Origin of the sequence: Bacillus salitolerans (assembly GCF_042680805.1) — a bacterium.
GTDB lineage: Bacteria > Bacillota > Bacilli > Bacillales > SA4 > Bacillus_CJ > Bacillus_CJ salitolerans.
In genome coordinates, this window is the sequence record NZ_JBHUEM010000003.1 from 677,144 (window position 1) to 700,052 (window position 22,909).

Sequence of the window (22,909 nt, forward strand, 5' to 3'; positions counted from 1 at the left end):
TCATTGATATACTATATATAAGAATAAGCCAATCTATAAAAACATATTAGTTTAATTAGAAAGGATGTTGAATTTGACAGAAACTATCGATCATTTATCTATTAACGCTATTAGAACATTGTCAATCGATGCAATTGAAAAGGCGAATTCTGGTCACCCAGGGATGCCAATGGGGGCTGCTCCAATGGCATATACATTATGGACGAAATTTATGAATCACAATCCTAAAAATCCAAGCTGGTTTAATCGCGATCGATTTGTATTATCAGCTGGTCATGGTTCAATGCTTCTATATAGTTTATTACATATTTCAGGTTATGACCTCTCAATGGATGATATTAAAGCATTCCGACAGTGGGGAAGTAAAACACCAGGTCACCCTGAATATAAGCACACACCTGGAGTAGAAGCAACGACAGGTCCTTTAGGACAGGGGATTGCAATGGCGGTTGGAATGGCAATGGCTGAAAGCCATTTAGCAGGCAAATATAATCGAGATAATTTGAACATCATTGACCATTTTACATACACCATTTGTGGCGATGGAGATTTAATGGAAGGTGTATCTGCTGAAGCTGCATCTTTAGCTGCTCATTTACGATTAGGAAAATTAGTTGTTCTTTATGATTCAAACGATATTTCGTTAGATGGTGAACTAGACAAAGCCTTTACAGAAAGCGTGGAAGACCGTTTTAAAGCTTACGGTTGGCAAGTTATTCGAGTGGAGGATGGAAATAGTGTTGAGGAATTAAGTCGGGCACTTGCCGAGGCAAAAACAGAACTTAATCGTCCAACATTAATTGAAGTAAAGACTACAATTGGCTATGGTTCTCCAAATAGAGCAGGAACATCAGATGTCCATGGTGCCCCACTTGGGTCAGATGAGGCAAAACTGACGAAAGAAGCTTATAAATGGACTTTTGAAGAAGATTTCCATGTCCCAGAGGAAGTATATAGACATTTTCATAAAACCATAGTGGAAAAGGGTAAAGAGAAAGAGCAAGAATGGGAACATCTGTTTAAAAAGTATCAGGAAAACTATCCGGATCTAGCTTCGGAGCTTACTTCAGCAATGCAAGGTAAACTACCTGATGGCTGGGCTAATGATCTTCCTACTTATGAAGCAGGGAAGAGCTTAGCCACTCGTGCATCATCTGGAGAAGCGTTAAATGCAATTGCAAAAGGTGTACCGTTTTTCTTCGGTGGATCAGCAGATCTAGCAGGGTCCAATAAAACGATGATAAAAGGAACGGTAGATTTTTCTCATGAAGACTACAGTGGAAGAAATATATGGTTTGGTGTAAGAGAATTTGCAATGGGTGCTGCGCTAAATGGTATGGCTCTTCATGGTGGGTTAAAAGTATATGGCGGAACATTTTTTGTGTTTTCAGATTATCTTCGTCCGGCCATTCGTCTTTCAGCCCTTATGCAAATCCCTGTTACTTACGTATTCACTCATGATAGTATTGCAGTTGGTGAGGATGGACCTACACATGAACCGATAGAACAACTTCCGTCATTAAGAGCAATGCCTGGGTTAAGTGTTATTCGACCAGCTGATGGTAATGAAACTTCAGCTGCTTGGAAATTGGCAATTGAATCAGAGGATACTCCAACTGTTCTAGTTCTTACTAGACAAAACTTAGTTACAATGGATTCTAGTAAAGAACTTGCCTATGATGGTGTGAAGAAAGGTGCTTACGTTGTGTCAAGCGCAACGAAGGAGATACCGGATGGAATCCTACTTGCTAGTGGTTCTGAAGTAACACTTGCAATTGAGGCCCAAAAAGTATTAGAAACAGAAGGTATTTCAGTTTCTGTCGTCAGTATGCCTTCTTGGGATCGTTTTGAAAAACAAACACCTGAATATAAGCAGTCAGTTATTCCAAAGGATGTAAAAAAACGTTTAGCCATTGAAATGGCAAATCCTCTTGGGTGGGAGCGTTACACAGGTGATGAAGGTAAGATCATTGGTATTCATACATTTGGTGCTTCTGCGCCAGGTGAAATCGTTATGAAAGAGTATGGCTTTACCGTTGAAAATGTTGTGTCCCAAATGAAATCATTACTGTAAATAATTAATCCAAAATGCCCCTTATATTATAAGGGGTGTTTTTTCGACAAAAATAGAGCCTTCGCGCGTCAGTGTTAGACAATCCTTTTAATAATCCTCCTGTATAATCATACATATAATATAGGTTGCTGTATGAAGCGGGGGGAGTAAAAGGATGAGGCAATATCAAATTTATTGGGTAGAAGAAGAATTTGCGAATCATTACTTCGGAAGGGAAATCATGTTCTATAGGTTATTTTTTCAGTTTAATGAGGAACGAAATGAAGAGAGAAAAAATATTCTTAATAAGCAGGTTGAATATATAACAAAGCCTCTTCCAGCTATACAGCTTAATCAGTTTATAGAATCAGAATTGAAGGGGAATATCAATTTCACCATCACAACAGAAGGTTTTATGTTTCATGATCAAGCAACTAGAAGTGGAGCTAGTCTTTCTGTTCATGAACGGTATATATGGGTAGTAGGAACTGGAAACTATGAGACTGAAATGATGCTATTTGATTTATTAAGGAAATGGGATTCTAGATTTTTAGCCATTGATTTAGGACAAGCAAGGTACGGTTGGCTTTCACCCATAAAGCAACGAAAATTTGTGTAAATATTATTTTCATATTGTATAATAGATTCTGTTTGTGTAAACTGTAAAATAGACAACTTGAAGGAGGAAGAAATATGGATTTATGGGTCGTTATTCTAGTTGGTGTTCTAGCTCTAATAGCTGGGGTCGCTCTAGGATTTTTCATTGCTCGTCAATATATGATGAGTTACTTAAAAAAGAATCCACCGATTAATGAACAAATGCTACGTACTATGATGATGCAGATGGGTCAAAAACCATCTCAAAAGAAGGTTAACCAAATGATGAAGGCGATGAATAATCGCATTAAATAAAGGAAAGACGAAGCACTCGCATACCGGGTGCTTTTCTTTAGTTTATGAGAGAGCATAAATTTTTCCTATCATAGAAAGAATGGAGAAAAACAGTACCATTCATTCCATTAAATCAATAATAAGAAAGTCATAGTGCATTCTATTGGTTTAAGTCCAGCAATTGTACAAGATTTCAATAAAAAAGGGTGAATTCAAACGTGGAAGGAAAACTTGAAGTTCCAAAAATATCGATTTCTAGCCTGTTAAAAGGTGATTATTCCTTAATAGATGTTCGTTCACCAAGTGAATATAGAGAGTTTCATATTCCTGGAGCGATTAGCATGCCTATATTTTCCGATGAAGAGAGAGCTATTGTCGGAACAACCTATAAACAAGAAGGAAAAGAATTTGCCAAGCATCTAGGTGTTGATATACTTTCATCGAAGTTACCTCATTTTTATCAAAATATTAAAGATTTATATCATCAACAAGGTATAGAAAAAAAACCAATTGTTGTATACTGCTGGCGAGGAGGGATGAGAAGTAAGTCGATTGTTTCTATTATGGGCATGATGGAAATTCCAACTTTACAACTAGAAGGTGGAATAAGGTCATATAGGCAAATCATAATGGATGAGCTTGAAAAAGCTAAAAAGGTAACAAAAAAATATATTGTGCTAGAAGGTTTGACTGGGACAAAGAAGACAGAAATTTTGGCAAGGTTACAACAATTGGGGTATCCTGTTATCAACATAGAAGAATTAGCATCTCACCGAGGTTCCTTATTCGGTCAAATTGGCCTAAAACCAAGAAGTCAAAAGGAATTTGAAAGTTTACTTTATCATCGTTTACAACAATTGCAGCATTCATCTTATTATATTATTGAAGCGGAAAGTAAGAGGCTAGGTAGTATTATTATCCCAGATTTTCTCCTAGAAGGGAAAGAACAAGGTGCAAGAATTCATATTGAAATGGAGCTTCAAAAGAGGGCTGAAACCATTTGTGAGACGTATAACCTTGATAACCATAGGATAGAGTTTGTAGAAGGTATCCAGCTTTTAAAGAAAAGGCTGTCTAAAGAATCTAATGAATTGCTTGAGGAATACCTTCAAAAGGGGGATTTGCAAGCTGTCGTGACTATATTATTAAAAGATTATTATGATCCAAGATATGTCCATACCTCGTTAAAATATAACACTCCTGTTGAAACTATATTGATTAACGATTTGCAGGACGGAATTAGTAAGGTGAGGGATAAGATAGAGGAGATTATCGGACAAATACAGCTTGTGTAGAAGGGAGCATGCCATGCTCCTTTTTTTAATTATTTTGAAAGTATAAAAGTTTTCAGCAAGAGAATGGGCTAGTGACTTGGATCCAGCACCAGCACCCAGCCACTTGAAGTCAAATGTTCTGTCATGAATAAAAGGGAAAACCACTCTTTTTTTCATGGCAGAACATTTGCTCTGTCTGAGGCTAAACGGAGCGCCCTGACCCTTGTGTTCTTTTCATGACAACAGGCAGAAAAAATCAGTATTTACGTGGAATAAAACAATTATGATAAGAATAACTTTAAGGATTTTTACAACACTTTCCAATACATTTATGCTAAAATATGTTGGATATATAACGGGGATGGTGAAAGTATGAGTATCTTTAAGGATTTATGGTGGTTTTTTAAGAAAGAAAAAAGATCTTATATGTTAGGTATTATCCTTCTAGCATTTGTTGCACTATTAGAATTAATCCCACCGAAAGTTATCGGAATTGTAGTCGACCATTTAACCGTTAATACTCTTACAAAGGATATATTACTAAAATGGCTTGGAGTCCTTTTAGGTATGGCGATAACAGTCTATGTTCTACGGTATTGGTGGCGTATTATGATATTTGGTGCCTCTGTGAGACTAGCTAGACTCTTACGCAACCAATTATTTGAGCATTTTACTAAAATGTCTCAAAATTTTTATCAAAAGCGCAGGATTGGTGACCTAATGGCTCACTCTACTAATGACTTACAAGCGATTCAGCAAACAGCAGGGGCTGGGATTCTTACGTTAGTCGATTCACTTTTAACCGGTGGATTTGTTATGATCACGATGGCATTAACGATAAGCTGGAAATTAACATTGATTTGTTTAATCCCCATGCCGTTTATGGCTATTTTAACGAATCACTATGGAACATTATTGCATAAAAGTTTTCATAAAGCTCAAGAGGCTTTTTCTTCGTTAAATGATAAAGTGCAAGAAAGTATTAGCGGAATTAAGGTGATTAAAACATTTGGCCAAGAGAAAGAAGATACAGACAGCTTTGTAAAGCAATCAAAGGATGTTGTGGATAAGAATATATCGGTTGCTAGGGTGGATGCTTTATTCGATCCTACCATTTCCTTAATTGTAGGAATTTCCTTTTTCCTTGCTATACTGTTTGGCTCAAGATTCGTTATGAACGGTGAGATGACAATAGGAGAATTAATATCATTCACTACATATTTAGGGTTACTTATTTGGCCGATGCTTGCCTTTGGATGGTTATTTAATATCGTAGAGAGAGGAAGAGCATCTTATGATCGAGTAAACTCTTTATTGGCCGAGAAAGAAGATATAACAGATGTTAGGGGGGCAATAATGACACGCCCAACTGGAGATATACAATATAACATTCAATCATTTGCTTATCCAACTAGTGATGAAATGGTCTTGAAAGACATTATCTTTACCTTGCATAAAGGGCAAACATTAGGGATTGTAGGAAAAACAGGTGCAGGCAAAACAACATTATTAAAGCTTCTATTTCGAGAGATTGAAGGATACGAAGGAGATATCAAATTCGGTGGGAACTCAATTGATTCGTATAGTCGTGAAGCGCTGAGATCATCTATCGGCTATGTTCCACAGGATCACTTCTTATTTTCAGCTACAGTAGCAGATAATATCTCTTTTGCTAAACCAGATGCATCGATTGGAGAAATATATGAAGCAGCAAAACTTGCTCATATTCATCATGATATTATTCAGTTTACAGATGGCTATGAAACAGTAGTTGGTGAAAGAGGTGTGTCGTTATCGGGTGGACAAAAACAAAGGATATCAATAGCTAGAGCTTTAATCGTTGATCCAGAAGTACTCATTCTAGATGATTCTTTATCAGCAGTAGATGCTAAGACAGAAGAAGCTATTTTGAGTTCTTTAAAGCAGAATCGTCAAGGAAAGACAACAGTTATTACTTCCCATCGTTTAAGTGCAATTGAACATGCGGATCTTATTATCGTATTAGATAATGGGGGAATATCCCAGTATGGAACACATCGAGAGTTAATGAATGAGACAGGCTGGTATAAGGATATGTATCACCGTCAACAACTAGAAATTCTCGTGGAACATGGAGGTTGAGATAATGGACGAGAATTTGATAAAAAATAAAACTTCTAAAGTTCAGCGTATGGTACTCCTGCGTTTGCTATCGTATGCAGTACCTCATAAATTATCATTAATCGTTGCGTTCATCTTATTGGTTTTAGCTACAATTGGAGAAACGCTTGGACCATATTTAGTAAAGGTATTTATTGATGAATATTTAGTAAAAAATTCATTTCCATATAAACCTATTTTATATTTAGCAGTTGCCTACATCACGATTCAGATTGCAAAAGTTTTTATTACCTATTTCCAGCTTTATTTATTTCACAAGATTGCGCTGAAGATTATCCAACAACTACGAATAGATGTTTTTTCTAAAGTGCAGCAGCTAGGATTGAAGTTTTTTGATAAAACACCAGGTGGAAGTATTGTTTCTAGAGTAACGAACGACACAGAATCAATTAAAGATCTCTTTGTTAGTGTTTTATCTGTCTTTGTCCAAAACTTTTTCTTTTTATTTGGTATTTTTATTGCTATGTTCCTCTTAAATGTAAAGCTTGCCTTCTTCTGTTTAGGGATAATCCCTATAATTTTTCTTATCATGAGCACTTATCGTAAATTAAGCTCGATATATTTTCATGATATGAGAGAGAAATTAAGTCAACTCAATGCTAAAATCAATGAGTCTCTCCAGGGCATGGCAATCATTCAAGTTTTTAGACAGGAACGTAGATTGAGAAGAGAATTTGAAGATATAAATGAGGGACATTATCAAGCAGGTATAAAAGGTATAAAATTAGATGGGTTACTATTACGTCCTGCTGTTGACTTGGTTTATGTAAGTTCTCTTATATTAGTTCTTAGTTTTTTTGGAATTCAATCATGGAATAGTCCTGTAGAAATTGGTGTTCTGTATGCTTTTGTAAACTATCTTGAACGTTTCTTTGAACCTGTTAATCAAATGATGATGAGATTATCCATGTTTCAACAAGCAATTGTTTCAGCAAGTAGAGTGTTCGACTTGTTAGATCATGATGAACTTGCTCCAAAGGCGATTGGGGACAAAAATCCAAAGATAACAGATGGAGTAATTGAATTTGAAAATGTAAGCTTTTCTTATGATGGTAAACGGGATGTATTGAAAGACATTTCATTTACCGCAAAACATGGAGAAACTGTTGCACTTGTTGGTCATACGGGAAGTGGTAAAAGCTCAATAATCAATTTACTAATGAGATTCTATCACATTGATCGAGGGGATATAAAAATTGATGGAGTATCTATAAAGGAATATCAGGACCAGGAGCTTAGACGAAAGATGGGGTTAGTATTACAAGACCCATTCCTATTTGCTGGTACAATAAAGCAAAATATACAGTTATACAATGAAGATATCACAGACGCTGATATAGTAGAAGCTGCAAAATTTGTTCAAGCTGCTTCCTTTATTGAAAAATTACCTGAACAATACAACCAGGAAGTAACTGAAAGAGGGACAACATTCTCAAGTGGCCAACGACAGTTAATTGCTTTTGCCAGGACAATTGCAACAAATCCTAAAATACTTGTATTAGATGAAGCTACAGCGAGTATTGATACCGAAACAGAAGGGAGTATTCAAGAAGCACTAGAAATAATGAGAAAAGGTAGAACAACGATTGCAATTGCACATCGTTTATCGACGATACAAGATGCTGATCAAATTCTTGTACTGCACCAAGGGCAAATCGTTGAAAAAGGTACACACCAGGAGCTATTGGATCAAAATGGTTTATATTACAAAATGTATTTATTACAAAATCAAGCGACAGAATCGATTGAAAATATTGTATCTTAAAACAAAAAGGGCCTCCATTTAAGAGGCTCTTTACTTATGTAAGACATTTAAATAAAGTCGATTATACTTATTGAGTAGATCATCTAATTGTTTACTAGATTCAATAGTTATTGACGAAGTAAGCCCGTTATAGGCAACAATTTGAATCAGCTCTTGTCGTTTCTGTTCTATAAGTTGTAGAAGTTCATTTTTACCCACGAGTACTTGTCCTTTCAGTTCACTTTATAATCATATGGTTAGTCTGTAATTAATAATTATAAATACTTATGTAAATTAATTCAATGTAAATATCATTAAAAAATAGAAATACTAGTAACCTAATTCTACCATTCTATCATTCCATTTCAAAGCAAAATGCATAAATTTATAGTTTTTTCCAGTTCGCGTTTTGGACACAAAGGTGTCAAGCTTTAGGTAGGATTCTTTCAACTGAATTTGGTAAAATGGAATGAAAGTTAAAGAAACATAGGGAGTTGACTAACGTTGACAGATATTAATTTATTTTTAGCATTCGGTGCAGGGTTCTTATCATTTATTTCACCTTGTTGTCTACCGTTGTATCCTGCATTTTTATCTTATATTACAGGAATGAGTGTTAGTGATTTAAAAACCGAAAATGCAATGCTTCAAAAGAAAAGCTTTCTACATACTGCATGTTTTCTAGTCGGCTTCTCTGTTATCTTTTTAGCAATAGGTTTTGGCACAACTTTTGTTGGATCGTTTTTTGTGGATTACCAGGATTTAATTCGGCAATTAGGTGCCATCTTAATTGTATTTTTTGGTTTTATGGTAGTCGGTCTACTAAAACCAGATTTCTTAATAAAAGACCGCAAAGTAACCTTTAAGAGCAGACCGACTGGCTACTTTGGTTCCTTTTTAATTGGGTTAGCATTTGCAGCAGGATGGACCCCATGTACAGGGCCAATTCTACTGTCTGTTATCACGTTAGCGGCATCAAATCCAGGTTCGGGATTAATCTATATGATTGCATACATTTTAGGATTTGCAATACCCTTCTTCATTTTGTCATTCTTTATTAGTCGACTTAACTGGATCAAGAAGTATAATGTGAAGATAATGAAAATTGGCGGTTATTTGATGATTGTTATGGGAGTATTTCTATTTTTTGATTGGTTAACTAGAATAACGATCTTTTTTACTAATCTTTACGGAGGATTTACTGGATTTTAATTTTATTACCTGCATTGTGAATGAAAGTATATTATAATGTTATAGACTAAGTAGAAAAACAAACAAAAAGGAAGGGAAGAGAAGATGAAGACAAATGATTTAATACTCAAAACAACGACCAATATCATTGTGTTTATCATACTGGCCTTCTCATTCAAATTATTTTTAGTAGGTCACAATAACCCTGGTGGAGGATTTATTGGAGGATTAATGACTTCTGGTGCTTTAATTCTGATGTACTTAACATATGGAATAGGTCCAATGAAAAAAGTGCTTCGTGTTAGTTTCACCTTTTTAATTTCTTTAGGGTTAGCTATAGCGGTTGCAACAGGAATTGGTGCGTTTCTTTTTGATGCTCCATTTTTAAGTCATACAGATGGGTATTTCTATTTACCTTTTTTAGGTAAAACACATCTAGCTACTGCTGTACTATTTGATGTTGGGGTATACTTAACAGTCATTGGAGTAACGATGACGATTATTTTATCAATTGCAGAGGATAAATAATCATACTGGTTCTTTTTGCCTATTGAAGAGTAGGACTTTTTTCGCTAAAGTGAAAGAAGGTTTAAAAAATTTTGATTATTTATTTTATATTTTCTTGGTTTTAGGGGAGGTGTATGTTCAATGGCAAGAATTTTAATAGTTGATGACGCAAAATTTATGCGAGTAACTTTATCAAATATTTTACAAAAGGGAGATCATGAAATAGTAGGAGAAGCTGAAAATGGCACTCAAGCCATCCAGCTTTTTGAAGAGCTATCCCCTGACCTTGTAACTATGGATATAACAATGCCGGAAATGAATGGACTTGACGCACTTAAGGCAATTAAGAATAAAGCACCTCAGGCTAAAATCATCATGTGCTCTGCTATGGGGCAACAAAAAATGGTGGTTGAAGCCATTGAAGCGGGTGCAAAGGATTTTATTGTGAAACCGTTTGAGGAAAGTCGTGTCTTAGAAGCTATTAATCGAGTTTTAGGATAGTACAGGTAGCCATTTAAGTACCAAACTTAATGGCTTTTTTTATGTTGTTCGAGTTATAATACAAATAGTAAGGAAAAAAAGGGTTGATGTTATTGGTAGTAGTTTCATCTATTTTAGCCATCATAATGGCAACTTTAGCCATTTTTATCCGGATGAAGGCCGCAAAAAGACCTGCATCTGTAAAAAAAATCATTTTACCTCCATTATTTATGAGCACAGGATCACTCATGTTCGTTTTTCCTATGTTCCAAGTCTCCCCACTTCAAGTGCTAGAGGCGGTAAGTGTTGGGATGATATTTTCGATATTTTTAATAAAGACTTCCCATTTCGAAATTAAAGATGATGAGATTTATTTACAGCGTTCAAAAGCGTTTATTTTTATTTTATTTGGTCTCCTCATCTTACGTATCATCTTAAAAACCGTATTGAGCTCTTCTATTGATTTTGGTGAATTAAGTGGAATGTTTTATCTACTAGCATTAGGTATGATTGTTCCATGGAGAATTGCTATGTACTTCTCTTATCGAAAGCTGTATACAGAGCTTGTACAAAAAATTGGAAATCCTACCATATAAAAAGCTCACTGGCAGTTTTGTGCCAATGAGCTTTTTGGTGTTACGGATCTAAGATAATAGCTCTTCATAAGGTCTAAGATCTATGTTTTTATTCTTCAGCGTTTTAATTAAGAATTTGTAATCTCTTTTTGGAGTAGCGATGATATAACCACGTATAACTAAATCTTGAGTAATAGAGGATGCTTTTTCTTTAAGTGCTAATTCCCCAATCTTACCGGCAATTTTTTGACGTGCCACGTCACGAAATAGCTCGGGAACAGGTTTTACTAAATCTTCTAACAATAGCTTTTGGTCATCTGTCCATAAATCTATTGTTTTCTGTAAATAGTAGTCCTGCCAGTCTAACTCGCTTTTACCATCATTTTTGGGAAGTCTTTTTAAAAACTTTCGGAACATAAAAAAACCACCAATTGCCATCATTGTGACTAAAAAAACGACCCAAAATAAGATAAACCATAGAAACCAACCTTCTAATTGCAATTCCTTCACCTCATAGTAACAAACTTCCTAGCATTATTATCGTAAAAAATGATTCATTATTCAAGTTTTTACCACTGGTAAAGGGTAACACATTATAGTGGGACATACAGAACTGACATTCAATTTGTAGAAGAGTGGAATGTAAAAAAGTGAAAATGCAGGAATCGTTTTGTACAGACAATGCAGTGAAGCCTTGCTTTAAACATTCCTTTGCTGTGATATCGACAAAAATAGTACCTTAGAACAACATTAGATGAATATTGCAAAGCACCTAAATTACACTCTTTGACAATGTGTTTGATATTTCGACAATCATGCTGATAATTAGACATATTCAGAAAATTTTAACGAATCAGTTATATACTATATATAAGCATGTAGTGGAATTTTCAGCCATGAGAACTGATTTATAATATATATTAGGTAATGATAACGCTTTCACTCACTAATTGAGCCTTTTCCTTATGACTTTCCGTAAAGTTCTTGAAACATATTTCGTACATGGTAGTATTAAAAACGTTGTTGTTAATGAGAACAAAAATACGAACGTCTAGGGAGAGATTTCATGTTAAAAAACAAGAATATCGCATTTTTAGGTGCTGGATCGATGGCAGAAGCAATGCTTGCTGGGATCGTAAGTGCAAATAAAGTATCCAAAGAACAAATATATGTCACAAATAAAAGTAATGAAAGACGTTTAAAAGAGTTACAAAAGAGGTATGGAATTCAGGTATCGAAAGGAGATCAGCTTTCTTTTGATCATATAGATGTATTTATCCTTGCAATGAAACCAAAAGACGCAGAAGCAGTACTCACCTCCATAAAGGACCGCTTAAAACCACATCAACTTGTTGTATCAGTCCTAGCTGGTATTACAACTTCTTATATGGAACACCACTTACAAGACGGTCAACCAGTTATACGAGTGATGCCTAATACATCTAGTATGATTGGAGAATCAGCAACAGCCATATCTCCAGGAAAGTATAGTTCTAATGAACACATTAAGATTGCAACAGAGCTTTTAACTAGTATTGGTGAAGTATTTGAAATAGAAGAAGAGCAAATGGACATCTTTACAGGAATTGCTGGAAGTGGACCCGCTTACTTTTACTATTTGATGGAGCATATGGAGAAAGCGGGTAAGGATGGTGGATTGGATACAGAAACAACTCGCCATATTATGGCGCAAACTATATTAGGTGCTGCAAAAATGATTTTAGAAAACGATGAAACACCTTCTCAATTAAGAAAGAATGTGACATCACCGAACGGTACAACTGCTGCTGGTTTAGAAGCACTTGCCCAATATGGTGGAGGGAAAGCTATTTCACAAGCGATAAAGCATGCAGCAAGTAAATCAATGGAAATTAGCTCGCAATTAGAGAAAAAGCTATTTATACAAATATAATCTAAAGGCAGAAGATAAATACAGGAGTGATAGAATGAGCCCAGACGCAGACAATAGGCGCGTTGTCATTAAGATTGGAAGCAGTTCACTTACAAGCTTACATGGTGAAATTAGTCGGAAGAAACTAGAGAAGCTTGTAGATGAAATCGTTACATTAAAGGATTTAGGTCATGAAGTATTACTTGTTTCATCTGGGGCGGTAGCAGCTGGCTATCGTAAGTTAGGATTTCTAGATAGACCCACTCTATTACAAGAGAAGCAAGCAGCTGCTTCTATTGGGCAAGGTTTACTAATGGAAGCTTACTCAGAGTTGTTTTTATCTCATGGCTATGTAGCTTCACAAATTCTAATCACAAGAAGTGATTTTTCAGATGAGAATCGTTACAAGAATGTTAGAAATACATTAAATGTATTACTAGACAGAGGAATTATCCCCATTGTAAATGAAAATGATACTGTTACAGTTGACAGACTAAAATTTGGTGATAACGATACTCTTTCGGCTAAAGTTGCAGGTCTTATAGAGGCAGATGAATTATTAATTTTATCAGATATAGATGGATTATATGACTCAGATCCTCGTAAGAACCCAAATGCAAAGCTACTTGAGAAGGTGTATGAAATCACATCAGAAATTGAGGCATCAGCAGGAGGATCTGGTAGCACAGTTGGAACCGGTGGCATGAGATCTAAAATTGACGCTGTCAAAATTGCCATGGCTTCTGGAATCCGAACATTCCTAGGTAAGGCAGGTGTGAACAATATTATATTTGATGCGGTACAGAAAAAAGCAAAAGGTACCTATTTTGAATCTACAGAGCATCACCTCAATCTAAATCAGAAAAAACAATGGATTGCGTTTCACTCTGGTCCAGAAGGAGAAATTACGATTCATCAGGAAGCGAAAAAAGACCTTGTGGAAAAGAAAAGTAACTTGTTTGCGACAGGATTACTTGCTGTGAATGGTAGGTTTGGTAGCAATTCAGTTATTCGAATATTAGATGATAAAGGACTAGAAATAGGATTAGGAGTTGTCCGATATTCATCTGAGGAGTTAATTAACTTACAGATTGAAGACAAGGGAAGAAATGTCTCAATTATAGATAATGAAAATTTCGTTTGTAAACTAGAGGTTCAATTACCAGTTGGTGTCTAATCATACAGGGAGGTATTTGATGACAATTAAAGAAAAAGTAAACGTTGAAGAGCAGGCAATAAGAGCAAAGAAAGCTGCAAAAGTGCTAAGCACATTATCGACTGAAAAAAAGAATGAAGCTCTAATGACCATTGCAAATTTTTTAGAAAGAGAATATCATGAAATTCTAAAAGCGAATGTAGTAGATTTAGATAATGGGAAAACCAAGGGGTATGATGAGGCCTTTATGGATCGTCTTTCATTATCAAAAGAAAGAATCTTTGAATTCGCAAATGGATTACGAAATGTAGCAATATTGGATGATCCAACAGGCAAGGTATTATCGGGATGGACTCTTGATAATGGCCTAACCGTTGAAAAGATATCAGTTCCATTAGGGGTAATTGGAATGATATATGAAGCAAGACCTAATGTTACAGTAGATGCAACAGGCTTAGCCTTAAAATCAGGTAATGCCATTGTATTAAAGGGAGGTTCTTCAGCCATTTCATCCAATGAAAGAATAGTAGATGTAATCCACCAAGCGTTAGAAGAGACTGATATTCCTAAAGACGCTGTACAATTTATTGCAACTACTGATAGAGAAGCGACTAAACAATTATTTACAATGAAACAACATATTGATGTACTTATCCCCCGCGGAGGAGGTTCATTGATTAATGCAGTTGTCAATAACGCGACTGTACCAGTATTAGAAACAGGTGTAGGGAACTGTCACATATATATTGATAAAGAAGCAGATTTACAAAAGGCTTTATCCATCTTTGTAAACGCTAAGACAGACCGTCCAGCTGTTTGTAATGCTGCAGAGACTTTAATTGTTCATAAGGAATGGTTTACAAACCATCACCAACATTTAGTTGCGACACTTGCAGAACATAATATTACAGTATACGGTGATGAGCATATTATTTCAGTTATTCCTGATGCAAGAAAAGCTACTGAACATGAATGGGCAAATGAATTTCTCAATATGAGTATTGCTATAAAAGCTGTTGATCATGTATCAGAGGCCATTGAACATATTGATGAATATGGAACTAAACACTCTGAAGCCATTATTACAGAAAACAAAGAAACAGCACATGAATTCTTTAAACAAGTTGACGCTGCAGCACTTTATCATAATGCCTCAACTCGGTTTACTGATGGAGGAGCTCTTGGTTTCGGTGCTGAAATCGGTATTTCCACTCAAAAACTACATGCACGTGGTCCGATGGGGTTACCAGCTCTAACAACCGTAAAATATATCATGACCGGTGACGGTCAAATTAGGTGAAAAATAACTCGGAATCTGATGATTCCGAGTTATTTTGTTGCTTAGGAAATGATAAAAGCTCACCATTTGTGGATAACTTAGTGATGTGCGTAGTAATCCGGCTCCAGCGACCAGCCACGATGAAATTGCAAAGATCGTCGCAATTTCATCCTACTCGAGGGAAAAAGAAAAATCACTTTTTCCTTGGTCAAATAACCCTAGAAGAGTAAAAGGGAAAGAGCGCCCTTTTTCTCTTCAAGGAACATTTGCTATGCCTGAGGCTAAACGAGGCGCCCTGAGCCTTTTGTTCCGAGAATATAAAAACGCCTGGACTATGTCCAGGCGTTTTTTTGTATCCCTTCCGATCCGTACATTGGTTAAGTGTCCCGCAACAAGCGAAAGGTTTCGGAAGGGAATACTTCTATTATATACAATAACATCACTCTCTATCACCTAAAACAGGTATTTTTTAGAAACTCACTCATAGATATTAGTTAATGTAGGTAATGATAGTGGATAATAAGAGATTAATGAATAAAAAGTAAACCTATGATAAATAATGTAATAAAGGACTTTGTAGATTAGCGGTTAGATCAACTTAGTGCCATCACTAAGTATGTCGGGAGTTCGAATCTCCCCAAAGTCCTCCTACATATTTTAAGTGATTGTAAAAAAAGCCACAGGTTCCTTTTGTGGCTTTTTTCCTTTTTCAAGTTTTGGGGAAACCGTGAAAAGGTCAGTTATTAGAATTTATGTATATCACCTGTTTTTTAAAATGCAATTGAAAACAAGTGTAACACGTATAGGGTAGCGATACTAAGAAACATTAATGTAGATATTTTCTTAAGTCTATTAAGATCAAGTTTAAGGTTCATTTAGACTTGCCTCCTCCTCTATGACTTTTGATAAGTATCTACATAATTAGACGATGAATATTCGAAAACGTTTCAATTTATTTGGAAAAAAGTAGATTTTTTTGTAAATTGATGTATATTTTTATAATAAATCAAACTATTTCCGACATTTGATTAATTGGTTAGGATAAATACCTTGAATTTGTTATGTGAATAGAGTTATAATATTTAGGCACCTTAAATGGGGCTGAATGGGGTACTGGTGTCCCCCACGGTCTTCAAAACCGCTTGTGACCACCGTGCGTGGTTAGGTGGGTTCGATTCCCACGCAGTCCCGCCATATTTTACCGTCATATCAACGTTTTTACCTCGTTTATGGTAACGGTGCGTTGATCGGTGATTGAGTCGGACCCCCCACGTATTTTTATCAATTTATACGGAAGTACGTTGATGACCGGAAGCTAAATACGTTTGTACTAACGCCTAAAGAAAGGGCGTTATTTTTATGGAATTAAAGAACACAGGGTTAGGGGATAGGGGGGATACGCAATGACATACCGCGAGCTAGACGTCGTAAAAACGAAGGACGGCCGAGAAGGGACCATTCTTCTTATCTACGGCGATCCTGTTGAAGCGTACGAAATTGAATATGCAGGCGGTAAAGGAGATACACATACAATTCCGGTTGATGATGTAGAAGAATTAGTGCGGAGAATGCCATGCGGAACATAAATCAGCACCGAAATCACAGCTGCCTTTCGTTACTTCAGCGCGATAACCTAAACGTTCAAATAATGGCGCTAGGTAATGCTCGAAGTCATGGCCATCCATTTCATCGACTTCGTAAAACTCTTTAATACGGTAATGCTTGCGTTTCTTAATAAAAAAGAAGTAAAAACCGAAAGCTAATGCCGTTGCAATTAAAAACGGAGAAGTTTCAGCAATTAAAACTGCAAGAAATTCATGCCCTTGACGCGTAAAGAATATAATAAACACAAAAGCTGCGCCATATACCACGGCTTTTGCTTCGCTCGAGTATTCGTTCTTGACAATATACTCACCTCATTGTGTTTCATTTATTGTCTCCATACGTAATTCCATTCATTCCCTCGTCAGAATTACGGCAATTACTGCTACAATTAGGATGAGGTGTTTTTATCACCAAAGTTACTACACAAAATGGATGAACCGTTCGACTCAACGGACTACATCACCGAATTAAAGCTCAACAGTATCTGTTTACTATATACTGTTGATGTGCAAGATAAGGTGCGCTTATACAAGTCACAAAAACGAAGGAACCGTAAAGTATATTGAGTTAGTTACGTTAAACCTACCGCCATGCATGCTGTGTATTTGAACATGTTTTGTCATTAGTTTAGCGATTCGTTGTGATAGATTATATTACAAAAAGTCATAAAGTTTGCTAACAGTATTAGTATATACCTATTAATACTGTTGTCTGCGAATAATAATGTTGTTTTAAAAATCAAACCATAGAGAATTCATGATTCATGATATCCCTAAAGTGTGATTTTTTATGAGTAAATCATGGTAGTAATAAAAGTCCTGAAGTTCTCCGTTTTGGATATCTTCGGAGCTATTTTTGTTGGTTTGTCCTGAATGTATCTCGTTCACAATGACTGTGGAGACTTAAACATATTTACCATAACCATAATTTAATCACTTCTAGATGAGATGTCTAATTGGTTTTTCGTGTTTCTCATAGTAAGCTGAAAGGTCAAAAAATAAAATATTCCTGAACCAATTAGAAGGATTGCAGCTACGTTAAGAGCAGGTACTACCCCAATGGATTTTTCCAATAAACCAGAGAGTAACATTCCCGAAATTACTGCAATTCCAATTACTGTACCGTAAGCTCCATAAAATCTCCCTCTATAGTTTTCATCAACGGTTTCTTGAAGTAAAGATTCAATACTTACCAGAAATATTACACTAGGGATTTCTAATAATACATACAAAAAGAGAGCCAAAAGTAGAGATGGGAAATTAAACACAAATAAGTAAACAACTCCTGTTAATATGGAACAGTAAATAATGAGTCGATAAATAGAAAAAATTTTCTTTATGCGAAGGAGTATGATTCCCCCTAGAATTCCTCCGACACTTGCTGCTGATTGAAGCCAGCCAAGCTCCATTGCTCCCCCATTCAATACATCTTTAACAAATGGAAGAAAAAGTACGTTAATAATTCCTAGGGATATCCATACTATAATCATAAAAACTATAGCAGAATATAATATTTTATTCTTTAATATTAAGCAAAGACCTTCTCTTATTTCGTACAGTATATTCTTAACTTGATCATTGGTATTGTTAGAATATGTTGACTTAATACTATTACTATTATTGTTACCAATATCAATAAAAAATGTTAAAAGCGCTGAAAGAAAAAACGAGACAGTGTCCACAAAAACAACCACCGTGAAACTTCCTAAACCTAAAAGAGCCCCACCTAGTGAAGGACCTATTAGATTGATGATATTGCTACTAACAGAAATGATAGAATTTGCTTCCATTAAATTTTGTTTATCAACTACTTTTAAGAGAATCACACGACTGGCTGGATTAAAAAAAGAAGCTATACTTGACTGAATAAAAGCAACAACATAAATCATCCATAACATCTCAGCAGAATTAACAAATACTAATGAAAAAAGTAAGAGTGCCCTTAATATGTCAGATACTATCATTATCTTTTTTTGGTCCCATCGATCAACAAAAACACCTGCTATAAGACCAAATAATAAATTGGGAGCCATTTGGGCAATGAACATAGTGCCTGCAGCTAAAGCAGATCCGGTAATGTCATAAATAAAGAACGGTAAAGCAATAAGTAATATTCCATCACCTAATTTTGAGATTTGCCTACTAAGTAATAACAGAGTAAAATTACGTTGAAACAAAACTTTTGACATAATTTTTTCTCCCCTGTAGATCCAATTAATATGAAGACCTTCTTGAATAAGAAGGTCTTTAGAAATAGATAATTTTGTATTATTACAGAGCTAATATATCGGCGAGATTTACAAGTTATTCCAATTATTTTTAGGATTTATTCGACTCTAAATTGCTATAGATGAAGCAGTGACTCACTTGCCGCTGATTGATCGTAAGGAGATACTTGCGCATTTAATTCCTGATGATACTGTCTTACTCGCAAAATCACAATTCATTGAAGGTAATGGCACGGCTTTATTTGAATAAACTCGGGATCAGTGATTAGAGGGCATTGTGATGAAACGAAAGCATTCTAAATACGAGGTAGGTAAACGTAGTCATAGCAGGCTGAAGTGTACTAATTACCTATATGCTGACATAATTGTTACAGGTTGGCGGAAGTCAGAGTTCGGTTGGTTACTAAGTGATCCTACGGTAAGAAACTTGGTATTATGGAGTTAGGCGTGCCACCGCTTGTTTAGAAAGAAAGGTTAAGAGGTTGCGCGAAGTTGATGACTTCGTGTATGTGGAGCCTTTTGAATGTCGCATTAAGTTTCGCGAATATAAAAAGGTTAGATTATTCGCCTGCCTTCGTTCGCCTAACGGCGGGATTATTTATTTTAGACAAAGGACAAAAAGTAAATAAGGTCGAAATACATAAAGGAGTTTAGTTTTGGAAAAGAGAGGTTGTAAAAAGTGTCACTAACAACAATGTAGAAATACGTGTGGCCGTTGAGTTGACGGTGATTGACTGGAGTTTTAAACCCCACGGTCTTCAAAACCGCTTGTGACCACCGTGCGTGGTTAGGTGGGTTCGATTCCCACGCAGTCCCGCCAATAAATACATAGAATTTAGTTATCGTTACCTAGGGAATGGGTAACTTTTTTTATTTTATATTTGCAACATTCATCACTTGAAACTGCCTCTAAATCAAGGTAAAGTTAATAGTGCTATTGACATACAAGGAAGTGAACGAATATGAGTATTCATTATTATACGGTCGGGATGGCAGGTCATATTGATCATGGAAAAACTTCGCTTACGAAAGCATTAACAAATATTGATACAGATCGATTAAAAGAAGAGAAGGAAAGACAAATCTCGATAGAGTTAGGCTTCGCTCCGTTAGATCTTGGTGACAATATTTCCGCATCCATTATTGATGTTCCTGGACATGAAAGGTTTATTAGGCAAATGATTGCAGGAGTAGCTGGGATTGACTTAGTCATTCTTGTCGTTGCGGCTGATGAAGGTGTTATGCCACAAACAAAGGAACATTTGGATATTCTTTCTTTTCTAGGTATCAAAAGAGGGATTGTGGCGATAACCAAAATAGATAAAGTTGAATCAGATTTTGTAGAGCTTGTGAAAGAAGAAATAAAGGATCAATTACAAGGAACTGTATTTTCAGAATCTCCTCTTGTTCTTGTAGACAGCTTGAAAGAAATAGGAATAGATGATTTAAAGAATATAATAAAAGAAGAGCTTCATCAAACAGAAGAGAGAAATGCAAGTGGAGCATTCCGTCTCCCGATTGATCAAGTATTTACGGTTAAGGGTCAAGGAACGGTCGTAAGAGGTACCGTATACGAAGGAACGGTTATAGAGGGTCAGTCACTACTTGTGCTTCCTTCAAGACGGGAAACAAAAGCTAGACAATTGCAGGTTCATCATCGCCCTGCACAATCAGCGGTTGCTGGGCAGCGGGTAGCGGTTAACTTATCCAATGTTACAAAAGAAGAGATTGAACGCGGGGATGTAATTGTTGATAAAGAACATTTTTTTGTGACCGATACTATTGATATTTCGATTTCATTTATTCCTAGTTTAAAATATCCAATTAAACAACGTTCACCAGTTAGATTACATTTAGGTACTTCAGAAGTTATGGGGAATATTGTCTTTTTTGATCGAAATGAAGTGACCGGTGATGTAGGTGAAGTTTTATGTCAGCTTCGATTAGATGAAGAGGTTGTAACAAAAAGAGGAGACCGATTTATTTTACGACGGCCTACACCTACAGAAACAATTGGTGGAGGTTGGATTATTGATCCGAATGGAGAAAAATATCGTTTTAGTGATGCAACGATCGAAATGTTACATAAGAAAAAAGAAGGCTCCCAAGCTCAGCGAGTGGCTGAACTATTAAAGGAAAGAAAGTATCTTCGGAAAAAGGAGTTGTTCCAGCTAACTTCAATTAAAGAAGAACAAATGCCAGAAGTGATGAGTGAGGATTCCAATATTATTGAAATACTTCAAGGTTATTCATTAAAATCGGAACAAATCAACTTATTATCAATAATAAACGAAACTTTAGTTCTATATCACCAAAAGCATCCGATGCGGTTTGGTATAAATAAAGCAGAGCTTGTAAATTTATTGAGCCAATCAGCTCCAAAAGAATGGGTAATCTATGTAATTGAAGATTTAATAGATGAAAAAGCTTTACAAAGACTAGGACAGTTTGTTTCTACTTCTGACTTCACACCTTCATACCCAACACAATGGGAAAAAAGGATTGTTCAAATGATCCAGAGGCTAGATGATGACTTACTTGAAGTTAAACAATGGGATGAATACGGCAAAGACTCGGGCATACCGAAGGAAGTATTAGATGAACTTAAGCATTATTTACTGCAAACAAGTAAACTATATGTATTAGATGAGAAACATTTTATAACCAAACAATCGTTACAAGAAGTCATTCAAACATTACGAAAAAATACAAATCAACAATTTGATTTAAAAGTAGCCAAGGATAGTTTGAATACATCAAGAAAATATTTAATACCACTCCTTGAACTTCTTGACACCTTAGGAATTACGAAGCGAGATGAACAAAATCGAGTGTGGGTGAGAGATACCATTGAGTAAGTTAAAAATAGGCTTTTTTACACCGTATTACAAAAGTAATCGAGGGAATGCAACAACGACAAGGCGAATTATTCATGGCCTTAATCGTGCTGGAGTAGAAACATATGTAGTCCCATATCTAGAAGAATCGTGGTCAGAAGAAAAAGACGCTAAACTAGCAGAATGTCAACTTTATCACATGGTTCATTTATTTCGCTTTACAAGATGGAACATGTGCAGGGAGCTACCTCTTACAAAACCATATATTTTAACAAGTGGGGGTACAGATATTAACCATGATATTGCTAATGCAGATCAAGTAAAAGAAATGGCTTATCTTGTCGATAATGCCTCATTTATTACTGTATTTACTGAAGATGCTAAACAAAAATTAGCGGAAGCATATCCTAGTAAGGTAAGTGAAATAAATATCATTCCTCAAAGTGTATGGTTTGAAGATAGCAGCGATCAGCGTTTATTAAATATTCCAAAGGGTAAACCGACAATATTTTTACCTGCGGGAATACGTAAGGTAAAAGACCCACTCTATGTATGGAAAGAGATTAAGACATTAAAGGATAAGTATAAAGACTTACAATTCATCATTGCTGGGGTTGTTATTGAAAAGGATTTATTTAAAGAAATTCTTAGCCTTTGCCAAAAGTATGATTGGGTTCACTTTTTTGAGAATGTTCCTTTTGGACAAATGGAGCAACTTTACCGGCAAGCTGATATAACCATTAATACATCCATTTCTGAGGGACAATCATCTGCATTGATTGAAGCTATGTATTGCGGGAGTCCACTAATTGTAAGGAAGAATGAAGGGAATTTAAGTGTAGTGACTCATGGAAAAACTGGGTTTGTATTCGAAAAGCAAGCGGAATTTCATTCTTTAGCGATAGCTTTATTAGAAAATAGTATACAAAGAAAAGAAATAATAGCTAATGCCCATTCATATGTTCTAAAGCATCATTCGTTAGAAACGGAGATCAGTCGATATGTCTCCCTGTACAAACAATTGGTATAGGCAATATAT

At 35.7% G+C, this 22,909-nt stretch carries 20 protein-coding genes, 2 tRNA genes and 1 pseudogene; 19 read left to right on the forward strand and 4 right to left on the reverse strand.

Annotated features, from left to right (window positions below; translation table 11 throughout):
- The first annotated feature begins 73 nt into the window (after window positions 1-73).
- From tkt to ACFSCX_RS04985, 6 genes are all read left to right on the forward strand, one after another.
- A complete protein-coding gene (gene tkt, locus ACFSCX_RS04960; protein WP_377927019.1) occupies window positions 74-2,074 on the forward strand; it encodes a transketolase in 2,001 nt (666 codons plus the stop codon).
- A 154-nt stretch (window positions 2,075-2,228) separates the two neighbouring features.
- A complete protein-coding gene (sirA, locus tag ACFSCX_RS04965) occupies window positions 2,229-2,672 on the forward strand; it encodes a sporulation inhibitor of replication protein SirA (RefSeq protein WP_377927020.1) in 444 nt (147 codons plus the stop codon).
- Window positions 2,673-2,746: 74 nt separating this feature from the next.
- The gene (locus ACFSCX_RS04970; protein WP_377927021.1) at window positions 2,747-2,965 is read left to right on the forward strand and encodes a YneF family protein; all 219 of its coding nucleotides are present in this window, start codon (window positions 2,747-2,749) and stop codon (window positions 2,963-2,965) included.
- A gap of 197 nt (window positions 2,966-3,162) precedes the next feature.
- Window positions 3,163-4,239, forward strand: a complete 1,077-nt coding sequence (gene mnmH, locus ACFSCX_RS04975) for a tRNA 2-selenouridine(34) synthase MnmH (protein ID WP_377927022.1) — start codon at window positions 3,163-3,165, stop codon at window positions 4,237-4,239.
- Window positions 4,240-4,590: 351 nt separating this feature from the next.
- Complete coding sequence (locus ACFSCX_RS04980; RefSeq protein WP_377927023.1) at window positions 4,591-6,339, forward strand: ABC transporter transmembrane domain-containing protein; 1,749 nt, start codon at window positions 4,591-4,593, stop codon at window positions 6,337-6,339.
- Between the two features lie 4 nt (window positions 6,340-6,343).
- A complete protein-coding gene (locus tag ACFSCX_RS04985; protein ID WP_377927024.1) occupies window positions 6,344-8,143 on the forward strand; it encodes an ABC transporter ATP-binding protein in 1,800 nt (599 codons plus the stop codon).
- 30 nt (window positions 8,144-8,173) lie between these two features.
- On the opposite strand, the gene ACFSCX_RS04990 is transcribed toward ACFSCX_RS04985, so the two are convergent.
- Entirely contained in the window at window positions 8,174-8,341 is a 168-nt protein-coding gene (locus ACFSCX_RS04990) for a Spo0E family sporulation regulatory protein-aspartic acid phosphatase (RefSeq protein WP_377927025.1), read from the reverse strand.
- Window positions 8,342-8,626: 285 nt separating this feature from the next.
- Between ACFSCX_RS04990 and ACFSCX_RS04995 the strand changes: the two genes are divergently transcribed.
- From ACFSCX_RS04995 to ACFSCX_RS05010, 4 genes are all read left to right on the forward strand, one after another.
- Window positions 8,627-9,334: a cytochrome c biogenesis protein CcdA gene (locus ACFSCX_RS04995; RefSeq protein ID WP_377927026.1), complete on the forward strand. Its 708-nt coding sequence runs from the start codon at window positions 8,627-8,629 to the stop codon at window positions 9,332-9,334.
- 84 nt (window positions 9,335-9,418) lie between these two features.
- Complete coding sequence (locus ACFSCX_RS05000; RefSeq protein ID WP_377927027.1) at window positions 9,419-9,841, forward strand: Na(+)/H(+) antiporter subunit B; 423 nt, start codon at window positions 9,419-9,421, stop codon at window positions 9,839-9,841.
- 120 nt (window positions 9,842-9,961) lie between these two features.
- On the forward strand, window positions 9,962-10,321 hold the full coding sequence (locus ACFSCX_RS05005; RefSeq protein ID WP_377927028.1) for a response regulator: 360 nt from the start codon (window positions 9,962-9,964) through the stop codon (window positions 10,319-10,321).
- 86 nt (window positions 10,322-10,407) lie between these two features.
- Window positions 10,408-10,896 (forward strand): CcdC family protein, encoded by a 489-nt coding sequence (locus tag ACFSCX_RS05010; protein WP_377927079.1) that lies wholly within the window; start codon window positions 10,408-10,410, stop codon window positions 10,894-10,896.
- A gap of 48 nt (window positions 10,897-10,944) precedes the next feature.
- Here ACFSCX_RS05010 and ACFSCX_RS05015 read toward each other — a convergent pair whose 3' ends face one another.
- Entirely contained in the window at window positions 10,945-11,376 is a 432-nt protein-coding gene (locus tag ACFSCX_RS05015) for a DUF2621 domain-containing protein (protein ID WP_377927029.1), read from the reverse strand.
- A 565-nt stretch (window positions 11,377-11,941) separates the two neighbouring features.
- Between ACFSCX_RS05015 and proC the strand changes: the two genes are divergently transcribed.
- The 6 genes and pseudogenes from proC (at window position 11,942) to ACFSCX_RS05045 (ending at window position 16,787) form a co-directional block, all read left to right on the forward strand.
- Window positions 11,942-12,787: a pyrroline-5-carboxylate reductase gene (gene proC / locus ACFSCX_RS05020; protein WP_377927030.1), complete on the forward strand. Its 846-nt coding sequence runs from the start codon at window positions 11,942-11,944 to the stop codon at window positions 12,785-12,787.
- 34 nt (window positions 12,788-12,821) lie between these two features.
- Window positions 12,822-13,943 carry a glutamate 5-kinase gene (gene proB, locus ACFSCX_RS05025; protein WP_377927031.1) on the forward strand — a complete coding sequence of 374 codons (1,122 nt, stop codon included), beginning with the start codon at window positions 12,822-12,824 and terminating at the stop codon, window positions 13,941-13,943.
- A gap of 16 nt (window positions 13,944-13,959) precedes the next feature.
- Window positions 13,960-15,222 carry a glutamate-5-semialdehyde dehydrogenase gene (locus ACFSCX_RS05030; protein ID WP_377927032.1) on the forward strand — a complete coding sequence of 421 codons (1,263 nt, stop codon included), beginning with the start codon at window positions 13,960-13,962 and terminating at the stop codon, window positions 15,220-15,222.
- Between the two features lie 549 nt (window positions 15,223-15,771).
- Window positions 15,772-15,847 (forward strand): annotated as a pseudogene (locus ACFSCX_RS05035).
- A gap of 451 nt (window positions 15,848-16,298) precedes the next feature.
- A tRNA-Sec gene (locus ACFSCX_RS05040) sits at window positions 16,299-16,395 on the forward strand.
- 209 nt (window positions 16,396-16,604) lie between these two features.
- Complete coding sequence (locus ACFSCX_RS05045) at window positions 16,605-16,787, forward strand: hypothetical protein (protein WP_377927033.1); 183 nt, start codon at window positions 16,605-16,607, stop codon at window positions 16,785-16,787.
- Here ACFSCX_RS05045 and ACFSCX_RS05050 read toward each other — a convergent pair.
- Complete coding sequence (locus ACFSCX_RS05050) at window positions 16,758-17,072, reverse strand: restriction endonuclease (protein ID WP_377927034.1); 315 nt, start codon at window positions 17,070-17,072, stop codon at window positions 16,758-16,760. The two genes, ACFSCX_RS05045 and ACFSCX_RS05050, sit on opposite strands and share 30 nt — an antisense overlap.
- A gap of 662 nt (window positions 17,073-17,734) precedes the next feature.
- Entirely contained in the window at window positions 17,735-18,994 is a 1,260-nt protein-coding gene (locus ACFSCX_RS05055) for an MFS transporter (RefSeq protein WP_377927035.1), read from the reverse strand.
- A gap of 765 nt (window positions 18,995-19,759) precedes the next feature.
- On the opposite strand from ACFSCX_RS05055, the gene ACFSCX_RS05060 reads away from it, so the two are divergent.
- The 3 genes from ACFSCX_RS05060 (at window position 19,760) to ACFSCX_RS05070 (ending at window position 22,900) form a co-directional block, all read left to right on the forward strand.
- Window positions 19,760-19,853, forward strand: a tRNA-Sec gene (locus ACFSCX_RS05060).
- A gap of 142 nt (window positions 19,854-19,995) precedes the next feature.
- Window positions 19,996-21,891 (forward strand): selenocysteine-specific translation elongation factor, encoded by a 1,896-nt coding sequence (selB, locus tag ACFSCX_RS05065; RefSeq protein WP_377927036.1) that lies wholly within the window; start codon window positions 19,996-19,998, stop codon window positions 21,889-21,891.
- The gene (locus ACFSCX_RS05070; protein WP_377927037.1) at window positions 21,884-22,900 is read left to right on the forward strand and encodes a glycosyltransferase family 4 protein; all 1,017 of its coding nucleotides are present in this window, start codon (window positions 21,884-21,886) and stop codon (window positions 22,898-22,900) included. The genes selB and ACFSCX_RS05070 overlap by 8 nt, the downstream gene beginning before the upstream one ends.
- The last annotated feature ends 9 nt before the right edge of the window (window positions 22,901-22,909 follow it).